This window comes from Duganella sp. CF517 (genome assembly GCF_900110275.1).
Lineage (GTDB): Bacteria > Pseudomonadota > Gammaproteobacteria > Burkholderiales > Burkholderiaceae_D > Rugamonas.
This window is the reverse complement of the sequence record NZ_FODC01000001.1, coordinates 1,153,597-1,179,006: the sequence shown is the minus strand read 5'-3', so window position 1 is coordinate 1,179,006 and position 25,410 is coordinate 1,153,597. Positions and strand designations below refer to the sequence as shown.

The window sequence follows — 25,410 nt, the reverse complement described above, 5'->3', positions numbered from 1 at the left end:
CGATTCCATCCAAAGAGGAGCTTTTCGATGCGCCAGCGGACCATCTGGCCGGCGGTGATGCCGGCATTGTTATCGACATCGATCTACTGCGCGGCGCAAGTGCCCGCGCCGGCGTCGCCCAGGCCCGGCCAGGTGCTGGTCAGCGGCTCGGTGCCGGACGAGGCCAGCAAGGCGGCCATGCTGGCGCGCGTGCGGGAGCTGTATGGCGCCGAGCGCGTGGTCGACCAGGTGTCGATCGCGCCGGTGTCGCTGCCGCCCAACTGGAACGGCTACGTGCAAAAACTGATCGGCCCCAATCTGAAGTTGATCAGCAAGGGTGAAATCAAGATCGACGGCACCAACGTCACCCTGCGCGGCGAGGTCGCCAACGAGGCGCAGCGCCAGCAGATCGCCAGCGACTTCGCCACCAGCCTCAATCCCAGTTACACGGTCAACAACGGCCTGCGGGTGAGCGCGGCGGAACAGAACCTGCTCGACGCGACCTTGGCTAAGCGCATCATCGAATTCGAAAGCGGCAAGGCGACGCTGACCGACTCCGGGAAGGCCATCCTGGACGAGATGGCGGCGGCGATGCAGAAGGTGAAGGGCAAAAAGGTGGAGGTGATCGGGCACACCGACAATGTCGGTCTGCGCGACAGCAACCTGGCCTTGAGCCACGCGCGGGCGCAGGCGGTGCGCAGCTACCTGGCAGAGAAGGGCATCAGCCAGGATATGGTGATGGTGTCGGGGCAGGGACCGGACCGGCCTGTGGCCGAGAACAGCAGCGCCGACGGCCGCGCGCGCAACCGTCGTATCGAATTCCGCATCGCCCAGTAAAAAAAACGCTGCCCGTTCAGGGCAGCGTGATCGTCACATACGCCGGCCTTGGCGCCAGCTTGACCAGATCCGAGTAGGCCGCCAGCGTGTCCTGCGTGTCGTGCGACAGCGACGACTCCAACCCGATATAGGCCGCCAGGCCGATTACCGCGAACAGCGCGCACAGTGCCCACAATGGCGTATTGCTACGCAGCTTGTTGACGATTTGGTCGGGGCGCTCGGCCTGCGGCGCGAAGCCCTTGCTTTTGCCCTGGATATGCGCAATCTCGTCGCCGAGGCGCGCGGTCATGTACGCCAGCCTGTCGGCGGCGTCGAGCGCGTATTTGCCGCGAAAGCCGATCAGCAAACACATATGGAACACCTGCAACGCCGGCAGCCGCGCGCCGCCGGTGCTGCGCAGCGCTTCCAGACGGTCGAAGAAGTGTTCGCCGGCCAGCTGGTCGCCAAAGATCACCAGTTGCAGCGGACGGCGCTCCCACGCGAAACGCATCGGGAACTGCGACCCCAGGATGATCTCGTCGAGGGCGGCGCAGAACGCGTACTTGGCGTCGTCGATATCTTCGCCTTGCGCGCGCAGCTTGCGCGCCTCGCTGTCGAATTCCGCCAGGTAGGCGGTGATGGTGTCGAGGAAGGCCGCTTCGCCCGGCGGCGCGCTGCCGTTCTTGAGCATGAACAGCAGATAGAAGCCCTCCTGTAGCAGGTCGAGCAGGGTTTGCACATGGCCGTAGCCCGGCTGCATCTGCCGACGCTGGCCGCCCATCAGCGTCGGGATCGCGCGGCGTTCGACTTGGGGCGTCATGCCGTCACCGCGATCAGGTTGATGCGCAGGTCGCGTATGCCGCTCGGTACATAGATCGAGATCGACTGCGCCTTGAGCATTTGTTCATACAACATGCCTTTGCTTTCCAGCGCAAAGTAGTAGGTGTCCGGCTGTACCGGGATCGCCGCCGGCACCTGCGGCGCGTGGATGATTTTCACCCCGGGCATGGCCGTCAGCACGCATTTTTCGACGTCGTCCGGCGCGCCCGCCTTGACGCGCAGCGGCACGATTTCCACCAGCTCCAGCGCCGACAGCGAGGCGCTGACGGCCAGGTAAAGCGTGGTGCGCTGGTCGATTTTTCCGGAATCGAGCTTGCCCAGGTGGTAGCTCGGCTTTTCTTCCGACAGCGCGATCGAGAAGTATTTGGTCGAGATCACGGTATCGAGCAGGTCGCGGATGATGTCATCGATCCCGGAGAAGCATGCCGCCATGTCGTCATGGCGGTAGCAGGGCAGGTGGACCAGCGAGTACTGTTTCGAGTAGGTCATCAGGGCGCCGGCCAGTCCAAGCAGCGATTCGAACAGACGTTCCGGATGCAGCTCGGGATTGCGCACGTAGTGCATCAACGACGCGGCCGAAGTGCTGACCGTATGCAGCAGCCAAAAAGACGAGACGTCGCCGGAGCGGAACTCGATGACGTTGCGGCTGGGCTCGCGCATGTGTCCCTGCAAGGACTGCACCTTGGCCTGCAAGGCGTCCATCAACCGGTCCAGCATCGCTTTCAGCGCCGGGGCGCTGGCGATCGACAGGCCCGGCGGGATAAACGAAGGATCGGGTTCGAATCCGCCCGTCACCAGGCGGCGCAGCCGTATCACCGGCACGCAGTCGTACGCGCCGAGCGGCTCCTGGTCCGATACCAATCGCACCGATTTCTTCAGGTAGCTGACTTCCGCGCTGACGGCGCGCGTGTACAGATCCGGCGTTTCACTGGTCGTTTCGCGATAGCGGGCACCCGCCTGCTGTTCATCCTTTTGCGGACCGTTCGGCGCCGCGTTGCCGCCGGCGGGCGCCAGCGCGGGCAGGGCGGCATACCAGGTCACCTCCTGCAGGCTTGGCGGCAGGGTGGACAAATCGATCGCCACCGGCAGCGGTTCGCTCGATGGCGCGTCGACGATTTCGCCATCCTGGAAGATGATGGACAGCGCCTGCAGGCGCAGACGATCGGCCTTCAGCGCATCATGATCCCATTCGATGCGGCGCACGCCCCACAAGTACGGATGCAGCGCCCGCGCGGTCTGGTGCAGCCGCGCCTCGTGATACTGGTCCTGCTGCTGGAAGTGCTGGGGGCGCAGGAATACGCCTTCTCCCCACAGGACCTTGGATGGAATGCTCATGTCGACTCCTTCGGTTATTGGCAGCGTACCGCCGCCAGGGGCTTGCCGGTTTGATTGACGGCCGTTGTCGCAAGGGCGCCGGCGCCGAGGCTCATCGCGCAGGCATGCAAGCCAACGGTGATGCCGGATTTTTCGGCGTCGGCGGCTGCGAACGACAGGCGCCAGCGTTGCTCGGCCGGCGCCTGGAACAAGGCGACGACGCCGATGAAATATGCCTCGCGCGTGACCTTCTCGGCGACCTCGTAGCGCTGGCCGGGTATCAGCGTCACCTCTTTGACTTCCAGCAGGTCGTTGCCGAGCAGTTCGCGTTCGGTCTGCGCGTTGAGGAAGGCGTTGAAGTTCATTTGCTGGAAGGTGGCGGTCTGGCGCAGCTTGTAAATCCGCGTCGTCAGCGCCATCGGCTGCTCCCCCTTGCCGGCGTTGAGGTTCTGCGCCGCGTGCAGCCGGATCGCCACAGTGCGCGGCGGCTTTTGCGCGTCGGGCAGCTCCGGCGGCTTTTGGACGCCGGCCAGTTGCAGCGCCGCGCCGGCGATGGAACCGGCCGCGCAGCCTTGGAGGGCCAGTAAGCCCGCTATCACGATCATAGTTGTTCCGTTCATGTTTTCTCCAGACGATCCATGCATTAGAACGAAAGCGGCATCGATTGAATTTGCGGCGGCGCAAGCAATTTGGAAGGGGATGAGTAATTGATTAGACGCAACTAGTGCTGCCACCGTTCATGAATAATGGCTCTCTCGTATCTGGTTTCGCAAACAAGGAGAGAGTGATGAACATCGCAAGAACATGGTTGCCCTGCGTGGCGAGCCTGATCCTGTTGTCCGGCTGTGCGACCGATGGCGACATGGTCCGCAACAAGAAATCGCAGGCATCCACGCTGGAGCAGGCGCTGACCGAGGCCGGCGCCGCGCTGAGCGCCGGCGAAAGCGACAGGGCTCAGGGAATCCTGAAGGCCGCCGCCACCAACTATCCCGCCGAGAAGGCGCCCTGGCTGCATATGGCGCAAATCAAATTCGACCGCGCCAGCTACGGCGAGGCGATCACCAATGCGCTGGAGGCGCTGCAGCGCGACCCGAACGACAAACTTGGCAACAGCATCGTCGCCGTCAGCGGCCTGCGTCTGTCGACCAAGGCGCTGTCGGACCTGAGCCGCCAAAACAACCTGAATGGCTCGCTGCGTTCGGAGGCGCAGGAGCTGGCCAAACTGCTGCGCGGGAGCCTGGGCGAGGACGTGCTGGTGCCCTCGTCGGCGGCTGCGCGCAAACCCGCTCCAGCCAAGAAGGCCACCGCCACGGCGCCGGCAAAGACCAACAACCAGACCAACAGCCAGACCAACAGCCAGAGCAACAGCAGCGATCCTTTCGGCGGCTTGAAGTAAGCCGTTTTCCTCGTTCCCTTTTTGATGGAGTTTGTATGGCAAATGGTGACAGTGTCCAAAAGCGCCTGACCAAAGTGCGTCCACCGCGCGTGCAGATGACGTACGACGTGGAGATCGGCGACGCGATGGAAAACAAGGAACTGCCCTTCGTGGTCGGCGTCGTCGGTGATTTCGGCGGCAACTCGGAGGTGGAGAAGAAGCGCCTGAAGGACCGCAAGTTCGTCGGCATCGACAGCGACAACTTCGATGAAGTGCTGAGCGGCGTCGAGCCGGTCGCGCGCTTCAAGGTGCCCAACCAGCTGGCCGGCGACGATACCAGCTTCAATGTGGAACTGCACTTCAAGGCGATGTCGGACTTCCGGCCGGAAGCCGTGGTGCGCCAGGTCGAGCCGCTCAGCCGCCTGCTCGAGGCACGCGGCAAGCTGGCGGACCTGCGCAACAAACTGGCAGGCAACGACAAGCTGGAGGACATCCTGAGCGAGGTCCTGAGCAGCACCGACAAGCTGGCGACGCTTAAATCGGCCAAGCCGGCGAAGGGAGACTGACATGCCGGCACAAATCAACCCGCTGCAGGAAGCCGCCGTCACGACCGAAGACGTCAACCTGCTGGACCAGATCGTCGAGCAAAGCAAGGTCGCCAAGTCGACGGTGGAACACGAGCGCGCCAAGGACATCATCTCGGAACTGGTCAGCCAGGTGCTGGACGGAACGGTGGTCATGTCGAACAACCTGTCGGCGACGATCGATGCGCGCGTGGCGGAAATCGACCGGCTGATTTCCAGCCAGTTGAGCGCCATCATGCACGCGCCGGCGTTCCAGAAGCTCGAACAGAGCTGGACCGGCCTGCACTACCTGGTCCAGAACTCCAATACCGGCCAGGGCCTCAAGATCCGCATGCTCAACGCCACCAAACGGGAACTGGTCAAGGACTTCCAGTCCGCGCTGGAGTTCGACCAGAGCTCGATGTTCAAGAAAGTCTACGAAGAGGAGTTCGGAACCTTCGGCGGCGCGCCCTATGCGGCGCTGCTGGGCGACTTCGAAATCTCGCGCCAGCCGGAAGACATGTACTTCATCGAGCAGATGTCGCACGTGGCGGCGGCGTCGCACGCGCCGTTCATCGCCTCCGCCGGCCCCGAGTTGTTCGGGCTGGAGACCTACGGAGACCTGGGCAAGCCGCGCGACCTGTCCAAGGTGTTCGACACCGTGGAATACGCCAAGTGGAAGGCCTTCCGCGAATCGGAGGACTCGCGCTACGTCGGCCTGGCGTTGCCGCGCTTCCTGGGGCGCCTGCCATTCAATCCGGTCGACGGCACCACGGTCGAGGGCTTCAACTTCGTCGAGGAGGTGGACGGCACCGATCACCAGAAGTACCTGTGGTGTAACGCCGCCTATGCCTTCGGCGCCAAGCTGACCAAGGCGTTCGACGATTTCGGCTGGTGCGCGGCGATCCGCGGCGTCGAGGGCGGCGGCCTGGTGGACGACCTGCCCACGCACACCTTCAAAACCGACGACGGCGAGGTGGCGCTCAAATGTCCGACCGAGGTGGCCATCACCGACCGCCGCGAGAAGGAGCTGAGCGATCTCGGATTCATCTCGCTGGTGCACTGCAAGAACACCTCGTACGCCGCCTTCTTCGGCGCGCAGTCGGCGCAGAAGGCGAAGAAATACAGCTCGGAGGCGGCCAACGCCAACGCCGTGTTGTCGTCGCAGCTGCAGTACATCTTCGCCGTGTCGCGCATCGCCCACTACATGAAGGCCATGATGCGCGACAAAGTCGGCAGCTTCGCCTCGGCCTCGAACGTCGAGGATTTCCTCAACCGCTGGCTGATGCGATACGTTCTGCTGGACGATAACGCCAGCCAGGAACAGAAGGCGCAGTTCCCGTTGCGCGAGGCCTCGGTCCAAGTGCACGAGGTGGCGGGGCGTCCCGGCGTGTACCGCGCCGTGTCCTTCCTGCGCCCGCATTTCCAGCTCGATGAGCTGTCCGTTTCCCTCCGACTGGTCGCGGAGCTTCCGCAGTCGACCAATAGCTGATTTTTCACCACAACCTGAGACTGGAGCATGCAATGGCAATCGACGTCTATCTTCACATTGAAGGCATCAAGGGCGAGTCCACCGACGACCGCCACAAGGATTGGATCGAATGTAAATCGGTCACTTTCGGCGTCGACCAGCCGAAATCGGCCACCGCGTCCACCGGCGGCGGCCATACGGCCGAGCGCTGCGAACACCGCGACATCGTGTTTTCAAAACTGGCCGACCTGTCCTCGCCGATCCTGCTGCAGACCTGCTCGGCCGGCCGCACCATCCCCAAGGCCCGGCTCGAGTTCATGCGGGCCGACGCCCAGGGCGAGCGCGTTAAGTACTTCGAAATCGAAATCGAAAATGTGCTGATCGGCGCCGTGTCGCCGGCCGTGCACGAGGGCGATATCCTGACCGAGGAAGTCGCGCTGAAATTCTCCAAGATCAAGTGGCGCTACACGCAGCAGAAAATCACCGGCGGCGCCGGCGGCAACACCTCCGGCGGCTGGGATCTGGCCACCAACCGCATCGTCTGACGATCCCCCCAGCGCCCGCCGTTTCGCGTTGCGGCGGTGCGCTTTTTGGGCCAGGCCGGCCTGGCCTGGCCTTTTTTTGCGAGGGTATCCGATGAACGGCTTCACACCTGGCCTGCTGGATCGTCTGCTGGGCGAGCAAAGCACCTGCCGTCCCGGCCACGGCATGACGTTGGAACAATTGAAGGATTCCGTTGCGCGCGACCTGGAAGATCTGCTCAACACGCGCTGCGCACTGTCCGACGAGTTGTTGGAAGCCTACCCCGAGTGCGCCGGCTCCATCATCAACTATGGCTTGATCGACTTCGCCGGCATGTGCCTGGGCAGCAGCGAGGATCGCGCCCGCATCTGCGCCGCGCTGAAGACCGCGATCGAGCGTCACGAACCGCGCCTGCGCAACGTGCAGGCATGGCTGGAGCGCGAAAACGGCTCCATCAACCGCGTCAGCTTCGCCATCAGCGCCACGCTGGCCGGCCTGCCGATGACTGAGTCGATCAATTTCGACGCGGTGCTGCAACCTTCATCCCTGCATTACTCGATCAACCGCAGCGCCCGCGGAGCCTAGACATGAATTTGAATCTGAAAACCCTGATCGGCAAACTGAATGACACCACGCGCCTGGCCGCCACGCGCGCAGCCAGCATCTGCGTGGCGCTGGGCCAGTATGAAGTGGAGGTCGAGCACCTGTTCCTGGCACTGCTCGAACAGGAACGCTGCGACGTGGTGCTGATCGCGCGCCAGTGCGGCGTCGGCATCGATGCGCTGGAGGCGGACTTGCACCATGGGGTCAGCCAGTTCAAGACGGGCAGCACGCGCACGCCCGTATTTTCGCACCACCTGCCGCTGCTGCTGGAAAACGCATGGCTGATCGCCTCGCTGGCGACACCGCAGCCGGCCGGCATTCGCAGCGCGCATCTGCTGGTCGCGCTGTTGACCGATCCGGAACTATCGCAGATCGCGCACCGCGCCTCGCCGGCGTTCGCGCGGATACCGATCGATGAAGTCAAACACCGGCTGGATAAATATACCGATGGCTCGCAGGAGGAAACGGCCGTCATCGCCGCCACCGGCCGCGAACCGCTTGTCGATGCCGCGTCACAAACCATCCATCGCACCCCCGCCCTCGACCAGTACACAACCAGCCTGACGCGCGCCGCCGGCGATGGCAGGCTTGACCCGGTGATCGGCCGCGAGACCGAAGTGCGCCAGATGATCGACATCCTGCTGCGCCGCCGCCAGAACAACCCCATCCTCACCGGTGAAGCCGGCGTGGGCAAGACGGCGGTGGTGGAAGGCCTGGCCCTGCGCATCGCCGCGGGCGACGTGCCGGCCGTGCTGCGCGGCGTGGAGATCCGCACGCTGGACATGGGCTTGTTGCAGGCCGGCGCCAGCGTGAAGGGTGAGTTCGAGAACCGCCTGAAGAACGTCATCGACGAAGTCAAGCAAAGCCCGCACGGTATCATCCTGTTCATCGACGAGGCCCACACGATGATAGGCGCCGGCGGAACGGCCGGGCAGAACGACGCCGCCAATCTACTCAAGCCGGCGTTGGCGCGGGGCGAGCTGCGTACCATCGCCGCCACCACCTGGAGCGAGTACAAAAAGTATTTCGAGAAGGATGCGGCGCTGGCGCGGCGCTTCCAGGTCGTCAAGGTCGAGGAGCCGAGCGAGGAAATCGCCAGCGCCATGTTGCGCGCGATGGCGCCGCTGATGGAAAAGCACTTCGGCATCCGCATCCGCGACGAAGCGGTGACCGAGGCGGTCCGGCTATCGCATCGCTATATCAGCGGCCGCCAGCTGCCCGACAAGGCTGTCAGCGTGCTCGATACGGCCTGCGCGCGGGTCGCGCTGGGCCAGAGCGGCACGCCCGCGCTGTTGGAATCGACGGCCAGGGGGATGGAGCGCATCGACGCCGAGATCCACGCGTTGCGGCGTGAAGAGGGTGGCGAAAAGAACGCCGACGCGGCGCGCCGCCAGCGCCTGCAGAAGCTGGCCGACACCCGCGCGGCGCTGGCCGGGGAGCACGCGAAGAACGGCGATCGTTGGCAGCAAGAGCAGTCGATCGTCGCCGCCATCTCGCGCCTGCGCGCCGGCGGCGACGGCGCCGGGGAGGTCGGCGTGCTGAAGGAGCAACTTGCGGCGCTGCAGGGCGAGACGCCAATGGTGCCGATGGAAGTCGACGCCGCGACGGTCGCCGCCATCGTCTCCGGCTGGACCGGCATCCCGCTTGGGAAGATGGTCAAGGATGAAATCCGCACCGTGCTCAAATTGCAGGACGCGCTGGAATCCCGCATCCTCGGCCAGTCCGCGGCCATCGCCGCCGTGGCGCAGCGCGTGCGCACCGCGCGCGCCAACCTGGACGATCCGAACAAACCCAAAGGGGTGTTCATGTTCGTCGGCCCCTCCGGCGTCGGCAAGACGGAAACCGCCTTGGCCCTGGCCGATCTGCTGTATGGCGGCGAGCGCAAGCTCCTGACGATCAACATGAGCGAATACCAGGAGGCGCACAGCGTCTCGGGTTTGAAAGGCTCGCCACCCGGCTACGTCGGTTACGGCCAGGGCGGGGTGCTGACCGAGGCGGTGCGCCGCAACCCGTATAGCGTGGTGCTGCTCGACGAGATCGAGAAAGCCCATCCCGATGTCACGGAACTGTTTTTCCAGGTCTTCGACAAAGGGGTGATGGACGATGCGGAAGGGCGCGAGATCGACTTTCGCAACACCATCATCATCGCCACCTCCAACGCCGGTTCGGCGGCCGTCATGCAGGCATGCCTGAACAAGGAAACCCCGCCGACGGTGGATGAACTGGAGCAGCTGCTGCGCCCCCAACTCGTCAAACACTTCAAACCGGCTTTCCTCGGGAGGCTCACGGTGGTGCCGTACTACCCGATCCCGGACCAGGTACTGGCGCGCATCATCGGGATGAAACTGGACCGCATCGGCCAGCGCATCCGCGACCAGCACCATGCGGAATTCAGCTACGACGAGGCGCTGGTCGAAGCGGTGCTGGCGCGCTGCACGGAAGTCGATTCCGGCGCCCGCAATGTCGACCATATCCTCAACGGCAGCCTGCTGCCGGAGATCGCCGAGGCGGTGCTGGAAAAAATGGCGCAGGGCGCGGCGATCGCCAGGATCAAGGTGGGCGCCAGCAAGCAGGGGCACTTTAAATACGCTATCAAATAACAAGGAGCCACCATGTTCAGCATCGCACAACTGCTGTTGCCCATCAGCGCGGACCGGATCTGCGGCGAGGACCTGTCCTTTAGCAGCGAGGTGGACGCCATCGCGCACGCGCGCACCTACGACGATCCCACGCTCGATCAGGGCGAGTGGGTGGCGGTGCTGAAGGAGGCCGACTGGCAGTTTGTCGGCAGCCGCTGCGCGGCGATGATCGAAACGAAAACCAAAGACCTGCGGCTGGCCGTCTGGCTGGCCGAAGCCCACGCCAAGACGCGCGGCCTGCGTGGCCTCGGCGACGGCTACGCGGTGCTGTCAGGCCTGTGCGAGCATTACTGGGAAGGCCTGCATCCGCTGGCCGACGACGGCGACTACGACCAACGCATCGGCAATCTGTACTGGCTGCTCACACGCACCCTGGTATTGGTCAGGGAGATGCCGCTGGACGATGGCGCCGCGCTGCTGCCGGATGCCCAATACTGCCTCGCCATGCTTGGTGAACTGGAGCGCGTGGTCGACCGGCGCCTGGGGGCCGAAGGTCCGGGTTTCAGCGCCGCCAGGGACGCCCTGCAAGCGGTGATCGTCGCCATCGCGCCCCTTGGCGGTCCGGCCGTGCTGTCGGCGGGCGGCGAGTCCACCCCCGGCGGTTCCACGCAAACGGCGCCGGGCGGACCGCTGCAAAATCGGGCCCAGGCCCTGTCGCAACTGCGTCTTGTGGCCGATTTTTTCCGCCGCACCGAGCCCCATAGTCCGGTGGCCTACCTCGCCGACAAAGCCGCCAGCTGGGGCGAGATGCCGCTGCACGTCTGGCTGCGCGCGGTCGTCAAGGATCCGGGCGCCATCGCCGGCCTTGAAGAACTGTTGGGGTCACAGCCCGCCGGCGAGTGAGCGCGGAGTGTGTGTGCGTCGCTTAGTTGTTGTAACGCAACGCTCAATCTTGCTCTCAGTGCTACGAATTTCAGCGAACAGTGCTAGCATGGGCCCATGATCCTTCGCTAGGGGTTCGCCATGAACAATCTGAAAATCGGCACGCGGCTCGGCTTCGGCTTTTCGCTCATTCTGCTGTTACTGACCACGATGACCATCATCGGCATCATGCGCCTCAGTAGCGCCAGCGCGCTGACGGACCACATGATCGACGTGAAGATCCGCGACCAGCGGCTGATCGCGGAGTGGGGCAAGATCATCGAGGTCAACGCCGCGCGCACGACGGGCGCCTGGATGGTCGCCGATCCGGCCGATCAAAAGAGTCTGGAAGCGCTGATGGCCGGATCGTCCGGACGCGCGACCAAAATCCAGGACCAGATCGGCGCCGCCATCGAGGAAGAGGAACTCAAGCCGCTGTTCAAGCAGGTGCTCGACACGCGCAAAGCCTACACCGACGTGCGCAAGGCCGTTTTTGCCGCCAAGGCGGCGGGCGACCTTGAATTGGGCAAAAAACTCTACGAAGGCGACCTGGCGCAAACCCGCACCAGCTATCTCGCCGCGCTGAAAACCTTCTCCGACCGGCAGGCCGACCTGCTCGACGCCGCCGCCGTACAGATTCGGGACCAGTACACCAGCGGCCGCACGCTGCTGGTGATGCTGGGCCTTGCCGCCATCATCTTGGGCGTGCTGGCCGCCTGGTGGATCACCCGCACCATCACAAGGCCGATCAACGAAGCGGTGCGGGTCGCGGAAACCGTATCGTCCGGCGATCTGACCAGCGAAATCCGGGTGCACAGCAACGACGAAACCGGGCAGCTGATGAACGCCCTGAAAATCATGAACTCCAACCTGGTCAGCATCGTCGGCCAGGTGCGCAACGGCACCGATCTGATGGCCACCGCATCCACCGAAATCGCCGCCGGCAATCAGGACCTGTCGTCGCGCACCGAGCAGCAAGCCAGCTCGCTGGAGGAGACCGCATCGTCGATGGAGGAATTGACATCGACGGTGAAGTTCAACGCGGAGAACGCGCGGGAGGCCAACGCGCTGGCGATCAACGCGTCGGAAATCGCCAGCCGTGGCGGCGCCGTGGTGGGCGAGGTGGTCAACACCATGGGCTCCATCAACGACTCGTCGCGCAAAATCGTTGAGATCATCTCGGTCATCGACGGCATCGCCTTCCAGACCAATATCCTCGCGCTGAACGCGGCGGTCGAAGCGGCGCGCGCCGGCGAGCAGGGACGCGGCTTCGCGGTGGTGGCATCGGAGGTGCGCAATCTGGCGCAGCGCTCGGCGTCGGCCGCCAAGGACATCAAGAGTCTGATCAACGACTCGGTCGAAAAGGTCTCGCAGGGCTCGGACCTGGTCAACAAGGCCGGTGAGACCATGAGCGAGATCGTCACCAGCATCAACCGCGTGACCCAGATCATGACCCAGATCAGCCATGCCAGCGAAGAGCAGAGCCTTGGCATCGCCCAGGTCAACGACGCCATCACCCAGATGGACCAGGTGACGCAGCAGAACGCGGCGCTGGTCGAACAAGCCGCGGCGGCGGCCGAATCGATGCAGGAGCAGTCGGCCAAGCTGGCCGACGTGGTGAGCGTGTTCAAGCTCGATGGTTTGCAGTTGCCCGCGCCGGTGGCCGCGTCCAGCCGCGCGGCGCCGCGCATGCCGCTGCGCCCGGCGCTGCCGCCGCGACGCGCCAGGCCGGCAGCCGTGGCGGCAGTCCCCGCGCCCGCCCGCAAGGCGGCGCCGGACAGCACGCGCAAAGCCATCACCACCAACGACGCGGACGGCTGGGAAGAGTTCTAAGCAGGGCCGCGCTTCGGTACAATGGCATATGACCAGTACCGACGCCGTATCCCCCAAGCCGCGCGGCACTCGCGCGCATTGTGCCGCGTGCCTGCGGCCGCAGCAAACCTGTATCTGCCGTTGGGTGGCATCGGTATCGAACCAGGTGGAAGTGCTGATCCTGCAGCATCCGATGGAGGTCGCGAACGCCAAGGGCAGCGCGCGTTTGCTGCATCTGAGTTTGTCCGGTAGCCGCCTGGAATGCGGCGAGGCGTTCGAGCCGGATCGGCTGGGCGAACTGCTCTCCGGTGGCCGCCGCAACGTGCTGTTGTATCCGGAAACTGCCGACGACAAATCACTGGGACTGGCCACGCCGCAAATGTTCGATCAGGATTGGCTCGGCGAGCCACAGCGATTGCGGCTGGTGGTGCTGGACGGGACCTGGCGCAAGAGCCGCAAAATGCTGTATCTGAATCCGCCGCTGCAAGCGCTGCCCCGGCTCCCGCTGCGCGACACCCCGCCGTCGCATTACCTGATACGCAAGGCGCACCTGCCGGACCAGCTTTCGACGCTGGAGGCGACCGCCTACGCGTTGGCGCAACTGGAAAACGACCCGCGCAAATTCACTCCGCTGATCGAGGCCTTCGACGGTTTCGTCGCACAGCAGGCCAGCTACGTACGCGCCTGATCAGGCGAGCAGTTTCAATCCTGGCGGCAGCGATTCGCCCAGCATGCGTTTTTCGTCGGCCTGGTCGAGTTGCACCACCTCGCGCACCATCGCGCTCCAATTCGCGGGAGCGCCGATCGCGCCGAGGCGCCGCAGTATCTCCGCGCGCAAGGTCTGGTCGATGTCGCGCGCACGGTCGCCCGTCATGCGTGCCAAATGGGCTGCCGCGAAGCCGGCCGGCTCCACCTTCTTCCAGTCCAGCGCCAGTATTTTTGACAGCCATTGCTCGACGACCGCGCTGTCGACGACATCGTGCGCGCTGCCGTGGAAGGGCTGGCGCGCGCCGACGCGGCTCAATCCCCACAGGAAGCGCGCCTGCGCCGCTTCCGCCTTGCCGGCGTTCGCCGCGCCGGCGCGGGTCTGGTTGGCGCCCGCCTTGGTGGCCGAGCGGGTTGCCGCGTCAAGCTGCGACAGCATCCACGCGCCGATTTCGGCCTTGTAGTTGCCGGGTATGCGTTCGAGCGACGCGCCCAGGCGCAGCATGTCTTCCTCGCTGCCGTTGACCAGCGTTGCCGGCCGCCGGCCGCGCTCCTGCGCATCCGCCTGGACGTTGAAGGCGAAATCGTCGAGCACCCGCAACTGCGCTTCCACGCTCAAGCCGCCGGCCACGCGCCGCCACAGGGTCCACCACTCGGCGCCGACCTGGCCGTCCTTGTGGTGCTGGGCGCCGGCCTCGAACATCGCCCACAATTGTTCGATGCGCCACTCGTCGAGCGGATGGCCGAAGCCGGGACGCAGGCAATACCCGCTCAGATTGAGCCACGCGCGCTCGTGTTCCGAGGACCGCCGGCGACCCTTGGCGCGTTCGATCAGCGCGTCGAACAGGCGGCGCAGCAGCGGCGTGGCCCAGCTTTCGCGGCCGCCCAACAGGTGCTCGAGTTGCGCGCGCAGCTGTTTCACTTCCTTGACGTCGACCTGCAGCGCGCGGCTGCCGAAGATACGGTCTATCTTGTCGATGGCCGCGTTCAGGCCCGCAGGCATCGGCGCGTCCTGGGGGGCGGCCGTGCCGACATCGTCGCTCTCGGCGATGCCGGCGTCGCCGCGCAGCTGGAACTCCAGCAGCCAGCGCTGCGCGTCTTCGAGCGCCACGCAATGCACCTCCAGCGTGCCGACTTCGCTCAGCGTGGTGGCCAGTTGCACCGGGATTTCCTTGCGGGCGCCGGCGGCGCCGCTGTCGCGCAGCACGGTGGCGATCGGCGGCAGCTGGACGTAATCGTCCGGCTGGAGCTCGACCAGTTCCCCGGCCAGCGGCGGGGTGGCGTCTGACGTCGACGATGCCAGGTGAAAGCGCACCGGCCGCCCGAGCCGCAGCGCGAAGGTGCGCTCGGCCAGCAGGATTTCGCGGTTTTCGGCGCTGCCGCGCGGCAGGATGCAGACCGCACGGCGCGGCTTGTCGGCGCGCTGTTCGTCGTCCAGAAGCAGGAAGTAACTGCGTGGCGAGCCGCCGCCGATGACCGGGGCCTGGCCGGTTTGACCGAGCGCATAGGCCACGCCACCGCGCGCGACGGCGACATCGGGGTCGTCGTTGTTCAGAACGCGCAGCGGCTTGCCGCGCCAATGGGAAAGCACTTCCTCCAAACGGCGTGCCAGGGCGTCGGCGCGGAACACGCCGCCGTTCAACAGCAAGGTATCGGGAACCGGTATCGTCGCATGATCGTCCGCCGGCAGGCCCAAGGCCTCGCGCGCCGCCGCCGCGTGCTGGCGCAGGAAGCCCGCCAGGTGGCGGGTGATGGCGGCGTCGCTGGCGTAGGGCAGGCCGAACTCGATGATGGCGCCGCGCCCGCGCGTGGCCGGTTCGCGCGACGGGTTCATTGGGACGAAACCGTCCACCACCAGCGCGGCCACTTCGTCGCGGGTCAGTTCGGCCGAGCGGGAGCCGCCGATCAGGCGCGAGCCGGACCCCAGCAAGGTGACGGTGGCGCGCTCCGGCGCGTCCGCCGCCAGCAGCAGTTCCTTGGCGGCGCGGCAGCGCTCCGCCAGTTGCGCCAGACGGCTCGACGACAGGCGTGGCGCGGGCGCGTCGCCATGTTGGGCGGCCGCCATGCGCGTTTCGACCAGATGCGCCAATGCCAGATCCATATTGTCGCCACCAAGGATCAGGTGATTGCCGACGCCGATGCGGCTCATTTCCGGCCGGCCGTCGGCCATCTGCACCTTGATCAAACTGAAGTCGGTGGTGCCGCCGCCGACATCGCACACCAGCAGCAGCCGCGTATCGGCCAGATCGGCGGCGAGGGTTTCGCGCTGGCGGTATAGCCAATCGTAGAAGGCAGCCTGCGGCTCCTCCAGCAGACGCAGGCCGGACAGGCCCGCCATGCGCGCCGCTTCAAGCGTCAGCGCCCGCGCGCCTTCGTCGAACGACGCGGGAATCGTCAGGACGATCTGCTGCCGCTCCAGCGGATGCGAAGGAAAGCGGGTATTCCAGGCCGATCGCAGATGCGAAAGGTAGGAAGCGCTGGCGGCGACCGGCGACACCTTGGCCACATCGGCTTCGGAACCCCATGGCAGGATGGCCGCCGTGCGGTCGACGCTCGGATGCGACAGCCAGCTCTTGGCGCTGGAGACCAGTCGTCCCGGCACCTGCGCGCCGAGCTTGCGCGCCAGACGCCCCACCACCACCTGCCGCAAACCGGCCACGTCGTCCGGCAGCCATGGCAGTTGCAGCTCGCCGTCAGCCAGCTCGCCGTCGGCCGGGTGGTAGCGCACCGACGGCAGCAACGCGCCAGCGCCAACCTCGCCCGGCGCCACCAGCTGTTCGATGTCGAACAGTTCGATGGCGGCTTTGCCCGGCGCCGAATAGGCCAGCACCGTATTGGTGGTGCCAAGGTCGATGCTGACGATGTATTGACTCATGCTCAGGCGGCGGCGCTCTCACTACCGCCCGAGCGCACGTCGAACTCCACTTTCCAGCGCTGGCCGTCGTTGGCCACGGCCAGCAATTCGAGCGTGCCCGATTCGGTCGCCATCGCATGCAGGCGCACCTGCACCACATCGCCGGACTGGCGGCCTTCCGGCGACAGCGTGGCCTGGATCTCGTTCAACTCGATCAGTTCATCCGGCCCCCAGAAGTCCAGCAGGTCGCCGATCTGGTCCTGGCGGCGCACCGAGGAGCCGAAGAAGCGGAACTGCACCGGCTCGCCGACGACCAGCCCGAACTCCTGGTTCGGCAGTTCGATCTCGCTGCCTTCCTCCATGCCGAACGGCGCCACGCACAGCGCCTGGATCGGCGGCTCCATGCCGGGGATGGCCGGCATCGACGACTCGATCGCCACGTAGTAGGCGCGCGCCGTGCCGCCGCGAATCCGCACGCCGCTGCCGCGACGCACGTAGCTGTAGTAAGCCGCGCCGCGCGCGACCGCCAGATCCAGATCGGCGCCGCCCAGCATGCGGGCCGGCTCCGCGCCTTCCATGTACAGCCAGTCGTTGAGGGTGCCCATGACGCGCTGCGCCAGCAGCTCGGACTTGAACACGCCACCGTTGAACAGCACCGCCGTCGGATGCAGGAAGGTGGCGTCGGCACTGTGCTTGCCGGCGTAGCCTTCCAGTTCGCTGGTGGCGCCGACCTGGCGCGCCAGGAAAGCGGCCAGGTGGCGCGTGATGCCGGCGTCCTGCGCATACGGCAGGCCAAGCTGCGTCAGGCCGGCGCGCGTGCGCACCGCCGGACGCGCGGCAGCGTCCACCGCCGGGAAGAAGCCGTCGAGAATAAAGGTGGTCACCTCGTCGCGCGTCAGTTCGGTGCGGATCGAACCGCCGATCAGCTTCGAGCCGCGGCTCGGCACCACGATAGGCCAGGTGTCGACGGTCGCATCGGCCAGCAGCTTCTCCTTGGCCGCGCGGCAGCCGTAGGTCAGCGCCCGCATCTGCCAGGCGTCGAGCTGGGTGCCGTTGGCGGCCAGCTTGCGCGCCACCAGGTGCGCCAGCGCCAGGTCCATATTGTCGCCGCCGAGCAGAATGTGGTCGCCGACCGCGATGCGGTGCGGTTCCAGCACGCCGTCGCGTTCCAGCACCGCGATCAGCGAGAAGTCGCTGGTGCCGCCGCCGACGTCCACCACCAGAATGATGTCGCCCGGCTTGACCTCTTTGCGCCAGCGGCCTTCGCTGCCCTGGATCCAGCTGTACAAGGCAGCCTGCGGCTCCTCCAGCAAGGTCAGATTGGTGTAGCCGGCGGCGCGGGCCGCGTCGGCCGTCAGTTCGCGCGCGCCCGGATCGAAGGAGGCGGGAATCGTCACCGTCACCGCCTGTTCGCCGAACGGCGCCTCCGGGTGCGCCTGTTCCCACGCCTGGCGCAGGTGCGACAGGTAGCGGGTCGACGCCTCCAGCGGCGAGACGCGCGTCACTTCTTCCGGCGCGTCGTTCGGCAGCAGCGCGCTGCGGCGGTCCACGCCCGGGTGGCTCAACCAGCTTTTGGCGCTGGAGACCAGGCGGATCGGCGTGGTGGCGCCACGGCTGCGCGCCATCTCGCCGGCCACGCCGGTCTGTTCGGCCGCCGACTGCTGCCACGGCAGGCTCAAATCACCCGGCGCCAGTTCGTCGGCGTGCGGCAGATACAGGAAGGACGGCAGCAGCGGCAGGTCTTCCACCGTGCCCGGCGCCGTCAACTGGGGAATTGCCAGCACGCCGTGCCGGGTTTTTTCGCCGTCGCTGGTGGCCAGGTCGACATAGGACAGCGCGCTGTGGGTGGTGCCAAGATCGATACCGATGGCGTAGCGTGGGTCGCTCATAATTCCACCTCCGCCGGTGCCAGGATCGCCGCGTCGTGCGCTTCGGCCAGCTTCGGCAGGCGCACGTTCGATGCGCGCCAGCCGCGATGGCTCAAGGCGCCGCGGAACGGCGCCTTGCCGACCACGTTGCCGGTCAGGCGCACGGCGCTGGCGTCGAAGCCTTCCTCCAGCACCACGCGGCTGCCTTCGGCCTCGCTGCGCACCGCTTCGATGGTGAAGTGCTCGCGCAGCACCTTGCCGCAGCCTTCGTGCACCACGCGCGCGGCGGCGCCGATGTCGGCGTCCGAGTAGGCGCTCAGGTTTTCCTGGGTGAAGTCGATCAGGCGCGCCTCGCGCTGGAACAGGCCAAGCAGCTGGAGCGCGGCGTCCGGCGTGGCGACGCGCAGCGTGACCGGAGCGGGGACCGGGGCAGGCGCGGGGACCGGGGCAGGTGCGGGAGCGGAAACCGGCGCGGCGGATGGCTGCGGTTCGCCGGCGGCGATGCGCGCCAGTCGCGCGGCGTACTCGGCGTCGGACAGCGCGCGGAAGAAGGCGCCGATGGCGATCGATATCCGGCTAAAAAAAGACGGCAACGGTTGAGTCGAATTGTTCATGTTTAGCTCGCGTAGAGTGAGCCGGGCCGCTGCCTGGGGCGGCAGCCTGGCGGAATGTGGGGTGGGGGCGCGCGTGGCGCGGGGAAAGTCTTTCCCCCGGAAGCCCCGCATGATACCAGTTCGGACGCGGGCGCCAAAGGCGCGCGGGCCGCACCTTTGATTTTTCGCTTGATATGGCCATTTGGAGCGCTTAGAATACTGGATATATATACAGTATCGGCGCGGCAGTGGCGATTCCCGCCCGGCGCCCGGCCCTTAGCGATCATGAACCACGACGAAAACAACCAAGAGCACGTGATGCTGCCGCCGCCTTCGCTGAAAGCGCAAAAGGGCCGTGGCGCGGTATCTAACCTGCAGGGACGCTTCGAGGTCAATGCGCGGGAAGCCTACGACGACGGCTGGGAGCGCGAGGAAGAGGAGGCGGCGCCATGGAAGACCCAGGTCACCGACGAATATTGCAAATCGATTTTGAGCCGTAACGCCTCGCCGGACCTGCCGTTCAGCGTGTCGCTGAATCCGTATCGCGGCTGCGAGCACGGTTGTATTTACTGCTTCGCCCGTCCCACCCACAGCTATCTGGGCCTGTCGCCGGGCATGGACTTCGAGAGCAAGATTTTCGCCAAGGTCAACGCGCCGGAGATGCTGCGGCGCGAGCTGGCCAAGGCCGGCTACGAGCCCGAAGCGATCGCCCTCGGCGTCAACACGGACGCCTACCAGCCCTGCGAGCGCGAGCGCAAACTCACGCGCCGCGTGCTGGAAGTGCTGCAGGAATGCCAGCACCCGGTCGGCCTGATCACCAAATCGTCGCTGATCGAGCGCGATATCGACATCCTGGCGGCGATGGCCGCCAAGCGGCAGGCCGGCGTCGCCATCACGCTGACGACACTGGACCCGGCCATCTCGCGCACCCTGGAGCCGCGCGCGGCGGCCCCGGCGCGCCGCCTGCGCACCATCCGCACGTTGACCGACGCCGGCATTCCGGTGGCCGTCAGCGTCGCGCCGATCATCCCGTTTGTCACCGAGCCGGATATCGAGCGCTTGCTTGAGGCGGTCAAGGAAGCCGGCGCCGTCACCGCGCACTACACGGTGTTGCGGCTGCCGTGGGAGGTGGCGCCGTTGTTCCAGCAATGGCTGCAGGCGCACTTCCCGGAGCGGGCGCAGCGGGTGATGAACCGCGTGCGTGAAATGCGCGGCGGCAAAGACTACGACAGCACGTTCGGCTCCCGCATGAAAGGCGAGGGCGTGTGGGCGGAACTGATACGGCAACGCTTCAAGATCGCCACCGAGCGCCTCGGGCTGTCGGGCAAGGGCAGCCGCTTTCACAGCATGGACGCGTCGCAGTTCACCCGTCCGCTGGTGGTGCCGCCGCTGGGCGCGCGCGCCAGGCCCGCCGACGAGGGGCAGCTGGATTTATTCTGACGAAGTGTTCGAGGGAGGGTTCAACGCGGCCAGGTGCCGTTCGATCTCGAAGACGTGCTGGTCGTGGCGGCCCAGTTCGCGCAGGGCGTGCGCCAGATGATTCAGGTAGTCGCTGTTCGGCCCGCTCGGTCCGGTCGAGCGGGCGATGTGACGCGCGATTTCCTGCTCGGACGCTTCGCCCAGGAAGGCCGTGTTGTCCGGCGTGGCGATGTACACCAGGCCGATGGTGCTGCCGTTGCCATCGTTGCCTTCGCCCGCACGGCCGGTGCGGTCGTCCCCGCTGCCGCTGTCGCCGTCATCGAACGTGATGGTCGTTGCCAGCCGCAGGTAGCCGTTCTTCTCGCGGTGGTCCAGATGGGCGAAGACTTCCGGCGTGACCAGGTAAGCCATGCCGTGGCATATGGCGCCGGCTTGCTCGATGATGGTCACCACGCGGCCCGGGGCCTCCGGCGTGCCGCGGTGGTCGTGCGAACCTTGCCAAAAGCGGCGCGTCCAGTTGGCGATGCTGGCCGGCCGGCGTTGCAGGTAGGGGAAGTCGGCCTTGTAGATCAGCGAGCCGTAGCCGAACAGCCATACACTGTGGTGGCCGTCGAACTGGTCCATCATCTGGTTGATGGCGATGGTGTCTGCTGTCATGATCGGTGTGCCCGCATGGGTGGCGTGGCGGTCAGTTCATGTCCGCGCGGGCGATATCCAGGTGCCGCACGCCGATGGATTTGAACGCCGCCGTCAATTGGCCTTCGTAGTTGTGCATCAGCTCGGCCTGTTGCGGGTCGTCCGCGCCCCAGCCCGACGTCACCAGCATCACGCGTTGCGAATCGGACCGCTTCGCCAGGTCGCCATGCAAGTGCAGCAAACGGTCCAGCCAGGCTTTGAGCGTCGACGGCGTGAAGTAGTTGTGCATCGGCGCGCCGACCACGACAATGTTGGCGTCGATGAATTCCTGCAACAGCGACGCGCTCAGCAGCGACTCCGCCCGCAGCTCGGCGTGCATCGGGATGGCGCTGTTCCACTGCTTGCGCATCACCTGCAACAGCGGTGCGCTGACGTGCGATAAAGGCGACGCCGCAAGGTCCCGATAGTTCACGCTGGCGCCCGCGTGCGCCGCCGCCAGCCGCGCCACCGCAGCGGCCGTATGCTGGCGCGATAGCGAACTGTCGCCCAGCGCGCAGGAGTCGATATGCAGAATATTCATACACCGAAGCATACACACGCCGCCCGGGGCGCGGTAGTGGGAAAAATGTAAGATATCTTAACCGAGCGGAACGTTCCACGCGTGCGCGGCGACGTAATCCCGCAGGAAATCGACGAAGCTTTCCGCCGCCGGCGACAGCGCCCGGGCGTTGCGCGTGTAGACAAAAAAGCGGCGGGTGAGCGCGGGATCGACCAGTTGCCGCATCCGCAGTCCATATAATTGCACCATTTTTTCCGCATACGGCAGGCAGACCGTGATGCCCAGCCCCGCGTGCACCATTGCCAGCGCGGTGGTCATGAAGGTCACCTCGTTGCAGGGGCTGAGCGACAGCTCGCGCAACGACACGTGCATATCGCGTAGCAGCCGTTCGGTGAACTGTCCCTGCAACGAAATGAACGGAAATTCGTTGATGTCGGCCCAGGCGATCCGCGCGCGCGACTCCAGCGCATGCCCGGCCGGAAACACCAGCACAAACGGCATCTCGAACAGCTGCCGCGCTTCGATCTCGGCATTGGCGTCGCGCTCGGGGCCGATGCCGAAGTCGACTTCGCCGCTGAACACGCGCGCCGACACTTGCTCGACCGGGCAGTCGGCCAGCCGCACCTGCACATCGGGATAACGCGCGGAATAGGCGGCGATGGCCTCGGGCAGCAAGGTACACGACAGCATCTGCGGCGCCGCGATACGGACGATGCCCTGCTTGAGGGCCTTGCGGCTGGCGATGTCGGCCATCGCGCGGTCCAGATCCTGCAGCATCTTCTCGAACAACGGCGTCAGCTCGCGCCCCAGCTCCGACAATTGCGTCTTGCGCGTGGTACGCTCGACGACGCGCACGCCCAGCATCTGCTCGAGCTCCTTGATCTGGCCGCTGAGCGCGGATTGTGTCAGGTTCAGATGCTCGGCCGCCAGCGTAAAACTGCCGGTTTTGGCCAGCGCGACCAGCGCCCGCATTTGTCGTAAACTCGGATTCATGGGAAAACCTGATAAATGGCGGTAAAAATACTGTTTGTATGATATCTGAGATTCGCATCTAATGTCGACGGACTGGAATTGGAGGCAACCATGAAAATCAAGCAACATCACCACGGAGAACAGCCATGAAGCTCGCCACACTCAAAGACGACAGTCGCGACGGGCGCCTGGTCGTGGTCAGCCGCGACCTGTCGCAGTACCAGCTGGTGCCGAAGATCTCGGCCACGCTGCAGCATGCGCTCGACCACTGGGACCTGGTCGCGGACCGGCTGGAAGCGGTGTACACGCTTCTCAACGCCGGCGACGCCGTCGACGCCAAGCCGTTCGACCAGCAAGCCTGCCATTCGCCGCTGCCGCGCGCCTACCAGTGGGCGGACGGTTCGGCCTACATCAACCACGTCGAACTGGTGCGTAAGGCGCGCAACGCCGAGGTGCCGGCGTCGTTCTACACCGACCCGCTGATGTACCAGGGCGGCTCGGACAGTTTCATCGGCCCGCGCGATCCGATCTACGCGCTGTCGGAGGAGTGGGGCATCGACCTGGAGGCCGAAGTGGCCGTCATCACCGCCGACGTGCCGATGGGCGCGGACGTGGCCGATGCGGCCCAGGCGATCCGCCTCGTTATGCTCGTCAACGACGTCTCGCTGCGCAACCTGATTCCGAACGAACTGGCCAAGGGCTTCGGTTTCTTCCAGTCCAAGGCGGCCAGCGCGTTCTCGCCGGTGGCGGTGACGCCGGACGAATTGGGCCTCGACTGGAGCGACAGCAAACTGCATCTGCCGCTGCTGGTCGATATCAACGGCAAGCCGTTCGGCAAGCCGAATGCCGGCGAGGACATGACCTTCAGCTTCGCGCAGCTCGTCGCCCACGCCGCCGCCACGCGGGAACTGGCCGCCGGCACCATCATCGGCTCGGGCACCGTCTCCAACAAGCAGGGCGGCCTGAATGGCTCGAGTATCGACAACGGCGGCGTGGGCTATTGCTGCCTGGCCGAGGTGCGCATGTACGAAACCATCGAGACCGGCAAGCCGCAGACCGGCTACCTGAAATTCGGCGACAGCGTGCGGATCGAGATGCGGGACGCGCAAGGCGCCAGCATCTTCGGCGCGATCGAGCAGACGGTCGCGCATTACGGGGAGCGCCGTCGATGAAGCTTTACACCTACTTCCGCAGTTCCGCCGCCTACCGGGTGCGGATCGCGCTCAATCTCAAGGGGCTGGCCTACGACGCGCAGCCGGTGCATTTGCTGCGCGATGGCGGCCAGCATCTGGCCGACGCCTATCGCGCGGTCAATCCATCGGCGCTGCTGCCGACTCTGGAGGACGACGACGGCGCCGTCATCGGCCAGTCGCTGGCGATACTGGAATACCTTGACGAGACGCGGCCGCAAATTCCGTTGCTGCCGGCCGATCCGGCGGGTCGCGCCCGCGTGCGCGCGCTGGCGTTGACGGTGGTGGCCGATACGCACCCGCTGGGGAATCTGCGGGTGCTCAAGTACATCAAGGGCGAGATGGGGCTGACCGAGGAGGTCAAGTTGGCGTGGCACCGGCACTGGCTGCGCAGCGGGCTGGAAACGCTGGAAGCGCTGCTGGCCGGCGATGCGCGCACGGGCGTCTATGCGCATGGCGACACGCCGACGTTGGCCGACTGCTGCCTGGTGCCGCAGGTGTTCAACGCACAGCGGTTCGAGGTCGATACGGCGCCGTATCCGACCCTCATGCGCATCAACGCCGCCTGCGCCGCGCTGCCGGCGTTCCAGCAAGCGCACCCGTCGCAACAATCCGACGCCGAGTAACGTCTCTTCGAACGATTGTCCCTACCTTACGCGGCGCGCAACGCATCCACGATCTTCATGCGCGCCGCCCGCAACGCCGGCAGCACCCCGCCGACAAAGCCCATCACCAGCGAAAACACCAGCGTCTTGACGACGATGTCCGCCGTCAGCCTGAACCCGAACGCCAACTCCGAGAACGACTGAAAATTCGTCGTGGAGAACGAGATGAACTGCATCAGCGAAGCGCACCCCAGCCCCAGCATGCCGCCCACCACCGCCAACAGCATCGACTCCGTCAAAAAAGCCGCCAGGATACTCCGCCGCTGAAACCCCAGCGCCCTCAGTGTTCCGATCTCCCCGACCCGGTTGGCGACCGACGCATACATCGTGATCGTCGCCCCGATCATCGCCCCGATCGAAAAGATCACCGACAAGATCAGCCCCAGCACGCTGATGAAGGTCGACAGCGCCTTCGACTGGTCCGCATAAAAAGTCTGCTCGCGCTTGGCGTCGAGCGTCAGGCGCTGGTCGCCCTCGATGTCCTTCTTGAAGGCGTCGAACAGCGACGTGTCGGCCAGGCGCAGCACCACCGCCGAATAGGCGACCCGCCGGAACGCCGGCATCAGCTGATCGGCGTCGCCCCACACCTCCGAATCGAAGCCGCTGTTCCCGGCGTCGAACAAGCCCACGACCGTCCATTCGCGCTGGCCGAAGCGCAGCGTCTCGCCGATGCCGGCGCCGGAGAAGCGGCGTGCGATGCTGGCGCCGGCGACGATCTCGGACGCGCCCGGCCGGAACATGCGCCCGGCCGTCAGCTTCACCTGCGGCCGCAGCGCCAGCCCGCGCTCGCCGATGCCACGGATAATGACGTTCGACGGCTTGGCCGAACCCCGTTTGTCGAGCGAAATGAGCACCACCGTCTCGCGCGACAGCAATGGCCGGCCGTCGGCGCCCAGCGCAATGGAAGGGTGGCTCGAGACGATGCCGGCCTGCGCCCGTTCGACGCTGCTCTGCACCTCGGTGTCGGCGCTGCGCCGTATCAGCACCACGTTGTCATATTCGCCGGTGGTCACCAGCGTGTTGCGCAAGCCTTCGTCGAGCATCAGCACCGTCGCGAACACGAACACCACCAGCGCCAGTCCGGCGGCCGTCAGCGCCGTGGTCAGGCGGCGCGCCCACAGGTTGCGGGCGACGTAGAACAGTGGAATCTTCAT

Annotated in this window: 23 protein-coding genes; 13 read left to right on the top strand and 10 right to left on the bottom strand. The window is 65.7% G+C overall.

Annotated features, from left to right (window positions below; translation table 11 throughout):
• The first annotated feature begins 27 nt into the window (after nucleotides 1–27).
• On the top strand, nucleotides 28–816 hold the full coding sequence (locus tag BMX85_RS05065; RefSeq protein WP_090314550.1) for an OmpA family protein: 789 nt from the start codon (nucleotides 28–30) through the stop codon (nucleotides 814–816).
• Between the two features lie 16 nt (nucleotides 817–832).
• Here BMX85_RS05065 and BMX85_RS05060 read toward each other — a convergent pair whose 3' ends face one another.
• The 3 genes from BMX85_RS05060 to tssJ are packed head-to-tail and all read right to left on the bottom strand — an operon-like array spanning nucleotide 833 to nucleotide 3,569.
• Nucleotides 833–1,615, bottom strand: coding sequence for a DotU family type IV/VI secretion system protein (locus BMX85_RS05060; RefSeq protein WP_090314549.1), 783 nt, complete (start codon nucleotides 1,613–1,615; stop codon nucleotides 833–835).
• Nucleotides 1,612–2,970, bottom strand: a complete 1,359-nt coding sequence (tssK, locus tag BMX85_RS05055) for a type VI secretion system baseplate subunit TssK (protein ID WP_090314548.1) — start codon at nucleotides 2,968–2,970, stop codon at nucleotides 1,612–1,614. Before tssK ends, BMX85_RS05060 begins: the two co-directional genes overlap by 4 nt.
• A gap of 14 nt (nucleotides 2,971–2,984) precedes the next feature.
• A complete protein-coding gene (gene tssJ / locus BMX85_RS05050) occupies nucleotides 2,985–3,569 on the bottom strand; it encodes a type VI secretion system lipoprotein TssJ (RefSeq protein WP_090314547.1) in 585 nt (194 codons plus the stop codon).
• A gap of 167 nt (nucleotides 3,570–3,736) precedes the next feature.
• Between tssJ and BMX85_RS05045 the strand changes: the two genes are divergently transcribed.
• From BMX85_RS05045 to BMX85_RS05005, 9 genes are all read left to right on the top strand, one after another.
• The gene (locus BMX85_RS05045) at nucleotides 3,737–4,345 is read left to right on the top strand and encodes a tetratricopeptide repeat protein (protein ID WP_090314546.1); all 609 of its coding nucleotides are present in this window, start codon (nucleotides 3,737–3,739) and stop codon (nucleotides 4,343–4,345) included.
• 35 nt (nucleotides 4,346–4,380) lie between these two features.
• Nucleotides 4,381–4,890, top strand: coding sequence for a type VI secretion system contractile sheath small subunit (gene tssB / locus BMX85_RS05040; RefSeq protein ID WP_090314545.1), 510 nt, complete (start codon nucleotides 4,381–4,383; stop codon nucleotides 4,888–4,890).
• Between the two features lies 1 nt (nucleotide 4,891).
• On the top strand, nucleotides 4,892–6,379 hold the full coding sequence (tssC, locus tag BMX85_RS05035) for a type VI secretion system contractile sheath large subunit (RefSeq protein WP_090314544.1): 1,488 nt from the start codon (nucleotides 4,892–4,894) through the stop codon (nucleotides 6,377–6,379).
• Nucleotides 6,380–6,411: 32 nt separating this feature from the next.
• Entirely contained in the window at nucleotides 6,412–6,903 is a 492-nt protein-coding gene (locus BMX85_RS05030) for an Hcp family type VI secretion system effector (RefSeq protein ID WP_090314543.1), read from the top strand.
• A 91-nt stretch (nucleotides 6,904–6,994) separates the two neighbouring features.
• The gene (tssE, locus tag BMX85_RS05025) at nucleotides 6,995–7,465 is read left to right on the top strand and encodes a type VI secretion system baseplate subunit TssE (RefSeq protein WP_090314542.1); all 471 of its coding nucleotides are present in this window, start codon (nucleotides 6,995–6,997) and stop codon (nucleotides 7,463–7,465) included.
• A 2-nt stretch (nucleotides 7,466–7,467) separates the two neighbouring features.
• Nucleotides 7,468–10,083, top strand: coding sequence for a type VI secretion system ATPase TssH (tssH, locus tag BMX85_RS05020; RefSeq protein ID WP_090314541.1), 2,616 nt, complete (start codon nucleotides 7,468–7,470; stop codon nucleotides 10,081–10,083).
• Between the two features lie 12 nt (nucleotides 10,084–10,095).
• Nucleotides 10,096–10,965: a type VI secretion system protein TssA gene (gene tssA / locus BMX85_RS05015; RefSeq protein WP_090314540.1), complete on the top strand. Its 870-nt coding sequence runs from the start codon at nucleotides 10,096–10,098 to the stop codon at nucleotides 10,963–10,965.
• Nucleotides 10,966–11,085: 120 nt separating this feature from the next.
• Complete coding sequence (locus tag BMX85_RS05010) at nucleotides 11,086–12,816, top strand: methyl-accepting chemotaxis protein (RefSeq protein WP_090314539.1); 1,731 nt, start codon at nucleotides 11,086–11,088, stop codon at nucleotides 12,814–12,816.
• Between the two features lie 28 nt (nucleotides 12,817–12,844).
• The gene (locus BMX85_RS05005) at nucleotides 12,845–13,483 is read left to right on the top strand and encodes a tRNA-uridine aminocarboxypropyltransferase (protein ID WP_090314538.1); all 639 of its coding nucleotides are present in this window, start codon (nucleotides 12,845–12,847) and stop codon (nucleotides 13,481–13,483) included.
• Here the strand turns inward: BMX85_RS05005 and BMX85_RS05000 are convergent, their stop codons facing one another.
• From BMX85_RS05000 to BMX85_RS04990, 3 genes are read right to left on the bottom strand one after another with little or no spacing between them, the layout of a single operon-like run.
• Nucleotides 13,484–16,375, bottom strand: coding sequence for an Hsp70 family protein (locus tag BMX85_RS05000; protein WP_090314537.1), 2,892 nt, complete (start codon nucleotides 16,373–16,375; stop codon nucleotides 13,484–13,486). It abuts the gene before it with no gap.
• A 2-nt stretch (nucleotides 16,376–16,377) separates the two neighbouring features.
• Nucleotides 16,378–18,243, bottom strand: coding sequence for an Hsp70 family protein (locus tag BMX85_RS04995; protein WP_090314536.1), 1,866 nt, complete (start codon nucleotides 18,241–18,243; stop codon nucleotides 16,378–16,380).
• The gene (locus tag BMX85_RS04990) at nucleotides 18,240–18,836 is read right to left on the bottom strand and encodes a DUF2760 domain-containing protein (RefSeq protein ID WP_090314535.1); all 597 of its coding nucleotides are present in this window, start codon (nucleotides 18,834–18,836) and stop codon (nucleotides 18,240–18,242) included. The genes BMX85_RS04995 and BMX85_RS04990 overlap by 4 nt, the downstream gene beginning before the upstream one ends.
• A gap of 264 nt (nucleotides 18,837–19,100) precedes the next feature.
• Between BMX85_RS04990 and BMX85_RS04985 the strand changes: the two genes are divergently transcribed.
• Nucleotides 19,101–20,255, top strand: a complete 1,155-nt coding sequence (locus tag BMX85_RS04985; protein WP_090314534.1) for a PA0069 family radical SAM protein — start codon at nucleotides 19,101–19,103, stop codon at nucleotides 20,253–20,255.
• Here BMX85_RS04985 and BMX85_RS04980 read toward each other — a convergent pair.
• Genes BMX85_RS04980 through BMX85_RS04970 form a run of 3 tightly spaced genes read right to left on the bottom strand, consistent with a single transcriptional unit; the run spans nucleotide 20,247 to nucleotide 22,422 of the window.
• The gene (locus tag BMX85_RS04980) at nucleotides 20,247–20,891 is read right to left on the bottom strand and encodes a gamma-glutamylcyclotransferase (protein ID WP_090314533.1); all 645 of its coding nucleotides are present in this window, start codon (nucleotides 20,889–20,891) and stop codon (nucleotides 20,247–20,249) included. The genes BMX85_RS04985 and BMX85_RS04980 overlap by 9 nt on opposite strands.
• 31 nt (nucleotides 20,892–20,922) lie before the next feature.
• Entirely contained in the window at nucleotides 20,923–21,450 is a 528-nt protein-coding gene (locus BMX85_RS04975; protein ID WP_177196646.1) for an NAD(P)H-dependent oxidoreductase, read from the bottom strand.
• A 57-nt stretch (nucleotides 21,451–21,507) separates the two neighbouring features.
• A complete protein-coding gene (locus BMX85_RS04970) occupies nucleotides 21,508–22,422 on the bottom strand; it encodes a LysR family transcriptional regulator (protein ID WP_090314531.1) in 915 nt (304 codons plus the stop codon).
• Between the two features lie 125 nt (nucleotides 22,423–22,547).
• Between BMX85_RS04970 and BMX85_RS04965 the strand changes: the two genes are divergently transcribed.
• Both BMX85_RS04965 and maiA read left to right on the top strand, forming a co-directional pair.
• Entirely contained in the window at nucleotides 22,548–23,573 is a 1,026-nt protein-coding gene (locus tag BMX85_RS04965) for a fumarylacetoacetate hydrolase family protein (RefSeq protein WP_090314530.1), read from the top strand.
• Nucleotides 23,570–24,217: a maleylacetoacetate isomerase gene (gene maiA, locus BMX85_RS04960; RefSeq protein ID WP_090314529.1), complete on the top strand. Its 648-nt coding sequence runs from the start codon at nucleotides 23,570–23,572 to the stop codon at nucleotides 24,215–24,217. Before BMX85_RS04965 ends, maiA begins: the two co-directional genes overlap by 4 nt.
• A gap of 26 nt (nucleotides 24,218–24,243) precedes the next feature.
• Here the strand turns inward: maiA and BMX85_RS04955 are convergent, their stop codons facing one another.
• Nucleotides 24,244–25,410, bottom strand: coding sequence for an ABC transporter permease (locus BMX85_RS04955; protein ID WP_090314528.1), 1,167 nt, complete (start codon nucleotides 25,408–25,410; stop codon nucleotides 24,244–24,246).

Excerpts from the sequence above, each read along its gene's own strand:
- tssB (WP_090314545.1), top strand. The coding sequence starts at position 4,381 with ATGGCAAATGGTGACAGTGTCCAAAAGCGCCTGACCAAAGTGCGTCCA.
- BMX85_RS04980 (WP_090314533.1), bottom strand. The coding sequence starts at position 20,891 with ATGACAGCAGACACCATCGCCATCAACCAGATGATGGACCAGTTCGAC.
- tssH (WP_090314541.1), top strand. The coding sequence starts at position 7,468 with ATGAATTTGAATCTGAAAACCCTGATCGGCAAACTGAATGACACCACG.
- BMX85_RS05010 (WP_090314539.1), top strand. The coding sequence starts at position 11,086 with ATGAACAATCTGAAAATCGGCACGCGGCTCGGCTTCGGCTTTTCGCTC.
- BMX85_RS04955 (WP_090314528.1), bottom strand. The coding sequence starts at position 25,410 with ATGAAGATTCCACTGTTCTACGTCGCCCGCAACCTGTGGGCGCGCCGC.
- BMX85_RS04995 (WP_090314536.1), bottom strand. The coding sequence starts at position 18,243 with ATGAGCGACCCACGCTACGCCATCGGTATCGATCTTGGCACCACCCAC.
- BMX85_RS05065 (WP_090314550.1), top strand. The coding sequence starts at position 28 with ATGCGCCAGCGGACCATCTGGCCGGCGGTGATGCCGGCATTGTTATCG.
- tssE (WP_090314542.1), top strand. The coding sequence starts at position 6,995 with ATGAACGGCTTCACACCTGGCCTGCTGGATCGTCTGCTGGGCGAGCAA.
- BMX85_RS04985 (WP_090314534.1), top strand. The coding sequence starts at position 19,101 with ATGAACCACGACGAAAACAACCAAGAGCACGTGATGCTGCCGCCGCCT.
- BMX85_RS05000 (WP_090314537.1), bottom strand. The coding sequence starts at position 16,375 with ATGAGTCAATACATCGTCAGCATCGACCTTGGCACCACCAATACGGTG.
- tssC (WP_090314544.1), top strand. The coding sequence starts at position 4,892 with ATGCCGGCACAAATCAACCCGCTGCAGGAAGCCGCCGTCACGACCGAA.
- tssJ (WP_090314547.1), bottom strand. The coding sequence starts at position 3,569 with ATGAACGGAACAACTATGATCGTGATAGCGGGCTTACTGGCCCTCCAA.
- BMX85_RS04970 (WP_090314531.1), bottom strand. The coding sequence starts at position 22,422 with ATGAATCCGAGTTTACGACAAATGCGGGCGCTGGTCGCGCTGGCCAAA.
- BMX85_RS05030 (WP_090314543.1), top strand. The coding sequence starts at position 6,412 with ATGGCAATCGACGTCTATCTTCACATTGAAGGCATCAAGGGCGAGTCC.
- tssA (WP_090314540.1), top strand. The coding sequence starts at position 10,096 with ATGTTCAGCATCGCACAACTGCTGTTGCCCATCAGCGCGGACCGGATC.
- BMX85_RS04965 (WP_090314530.1), top strand. The coding sequence starts at position 22,548 with ATGAAGCTCGCCACACTCAAAGACGACAGTCGCGACGGGCGCCTGGTC.
- BMX85_RS04990 (WP_090314535.1), bottom strand. The coding sequence starts at position 18,836 with ATGAACAATTCGACTCAACCGTTGCCGTCTTTTTTTAGCCGGATATCG.
- tssK (WP_090314548.1), bottom strand. The coding sequence starts at position 2,970 with ATGAGCATTCCATCCAAGGTCCTGTGGGGAGAAGGCGTATTCCTGCGC.
- BMX85_RS04975 (WP_177196646.1), bottom strand. The coding sequence starts at position 21,450 with ATGAATATTCTGCATATCGACTCCTGCGCGCTGGGCGACAGTTCGCTA.
- maiA (WP_090314529.1), top strand. The coding sequence starts at position 23,570 with ATGAAGCTTTACACCTACTTCCGCAGTTCCGCCGCCTACCGGGTGCGG.
- BMX85_RS05045 (WP_090314546.1), top strand. The coding sequence starts at position 3,737 with ATGAACATCGCAAGAACATGGTTGCCCTGCGTGGCGAGCCTGATCCTG.
- BMX85_RS05060 (WP_090314549.1), bottom strand. The coding sequence starts at position 1,615 with ATGACGCCCCAAGTCGAACGCCGCGCGATCCCGACGCTGATGGGCGGC.
- BMX85_RS05005 (WP_090314538.1), top strand. The coding sequence starts at position 12,845 with ATGACCAGTACCGACGCCGTATCCCCCAAGCCGCGCGGCACTCGCGCG.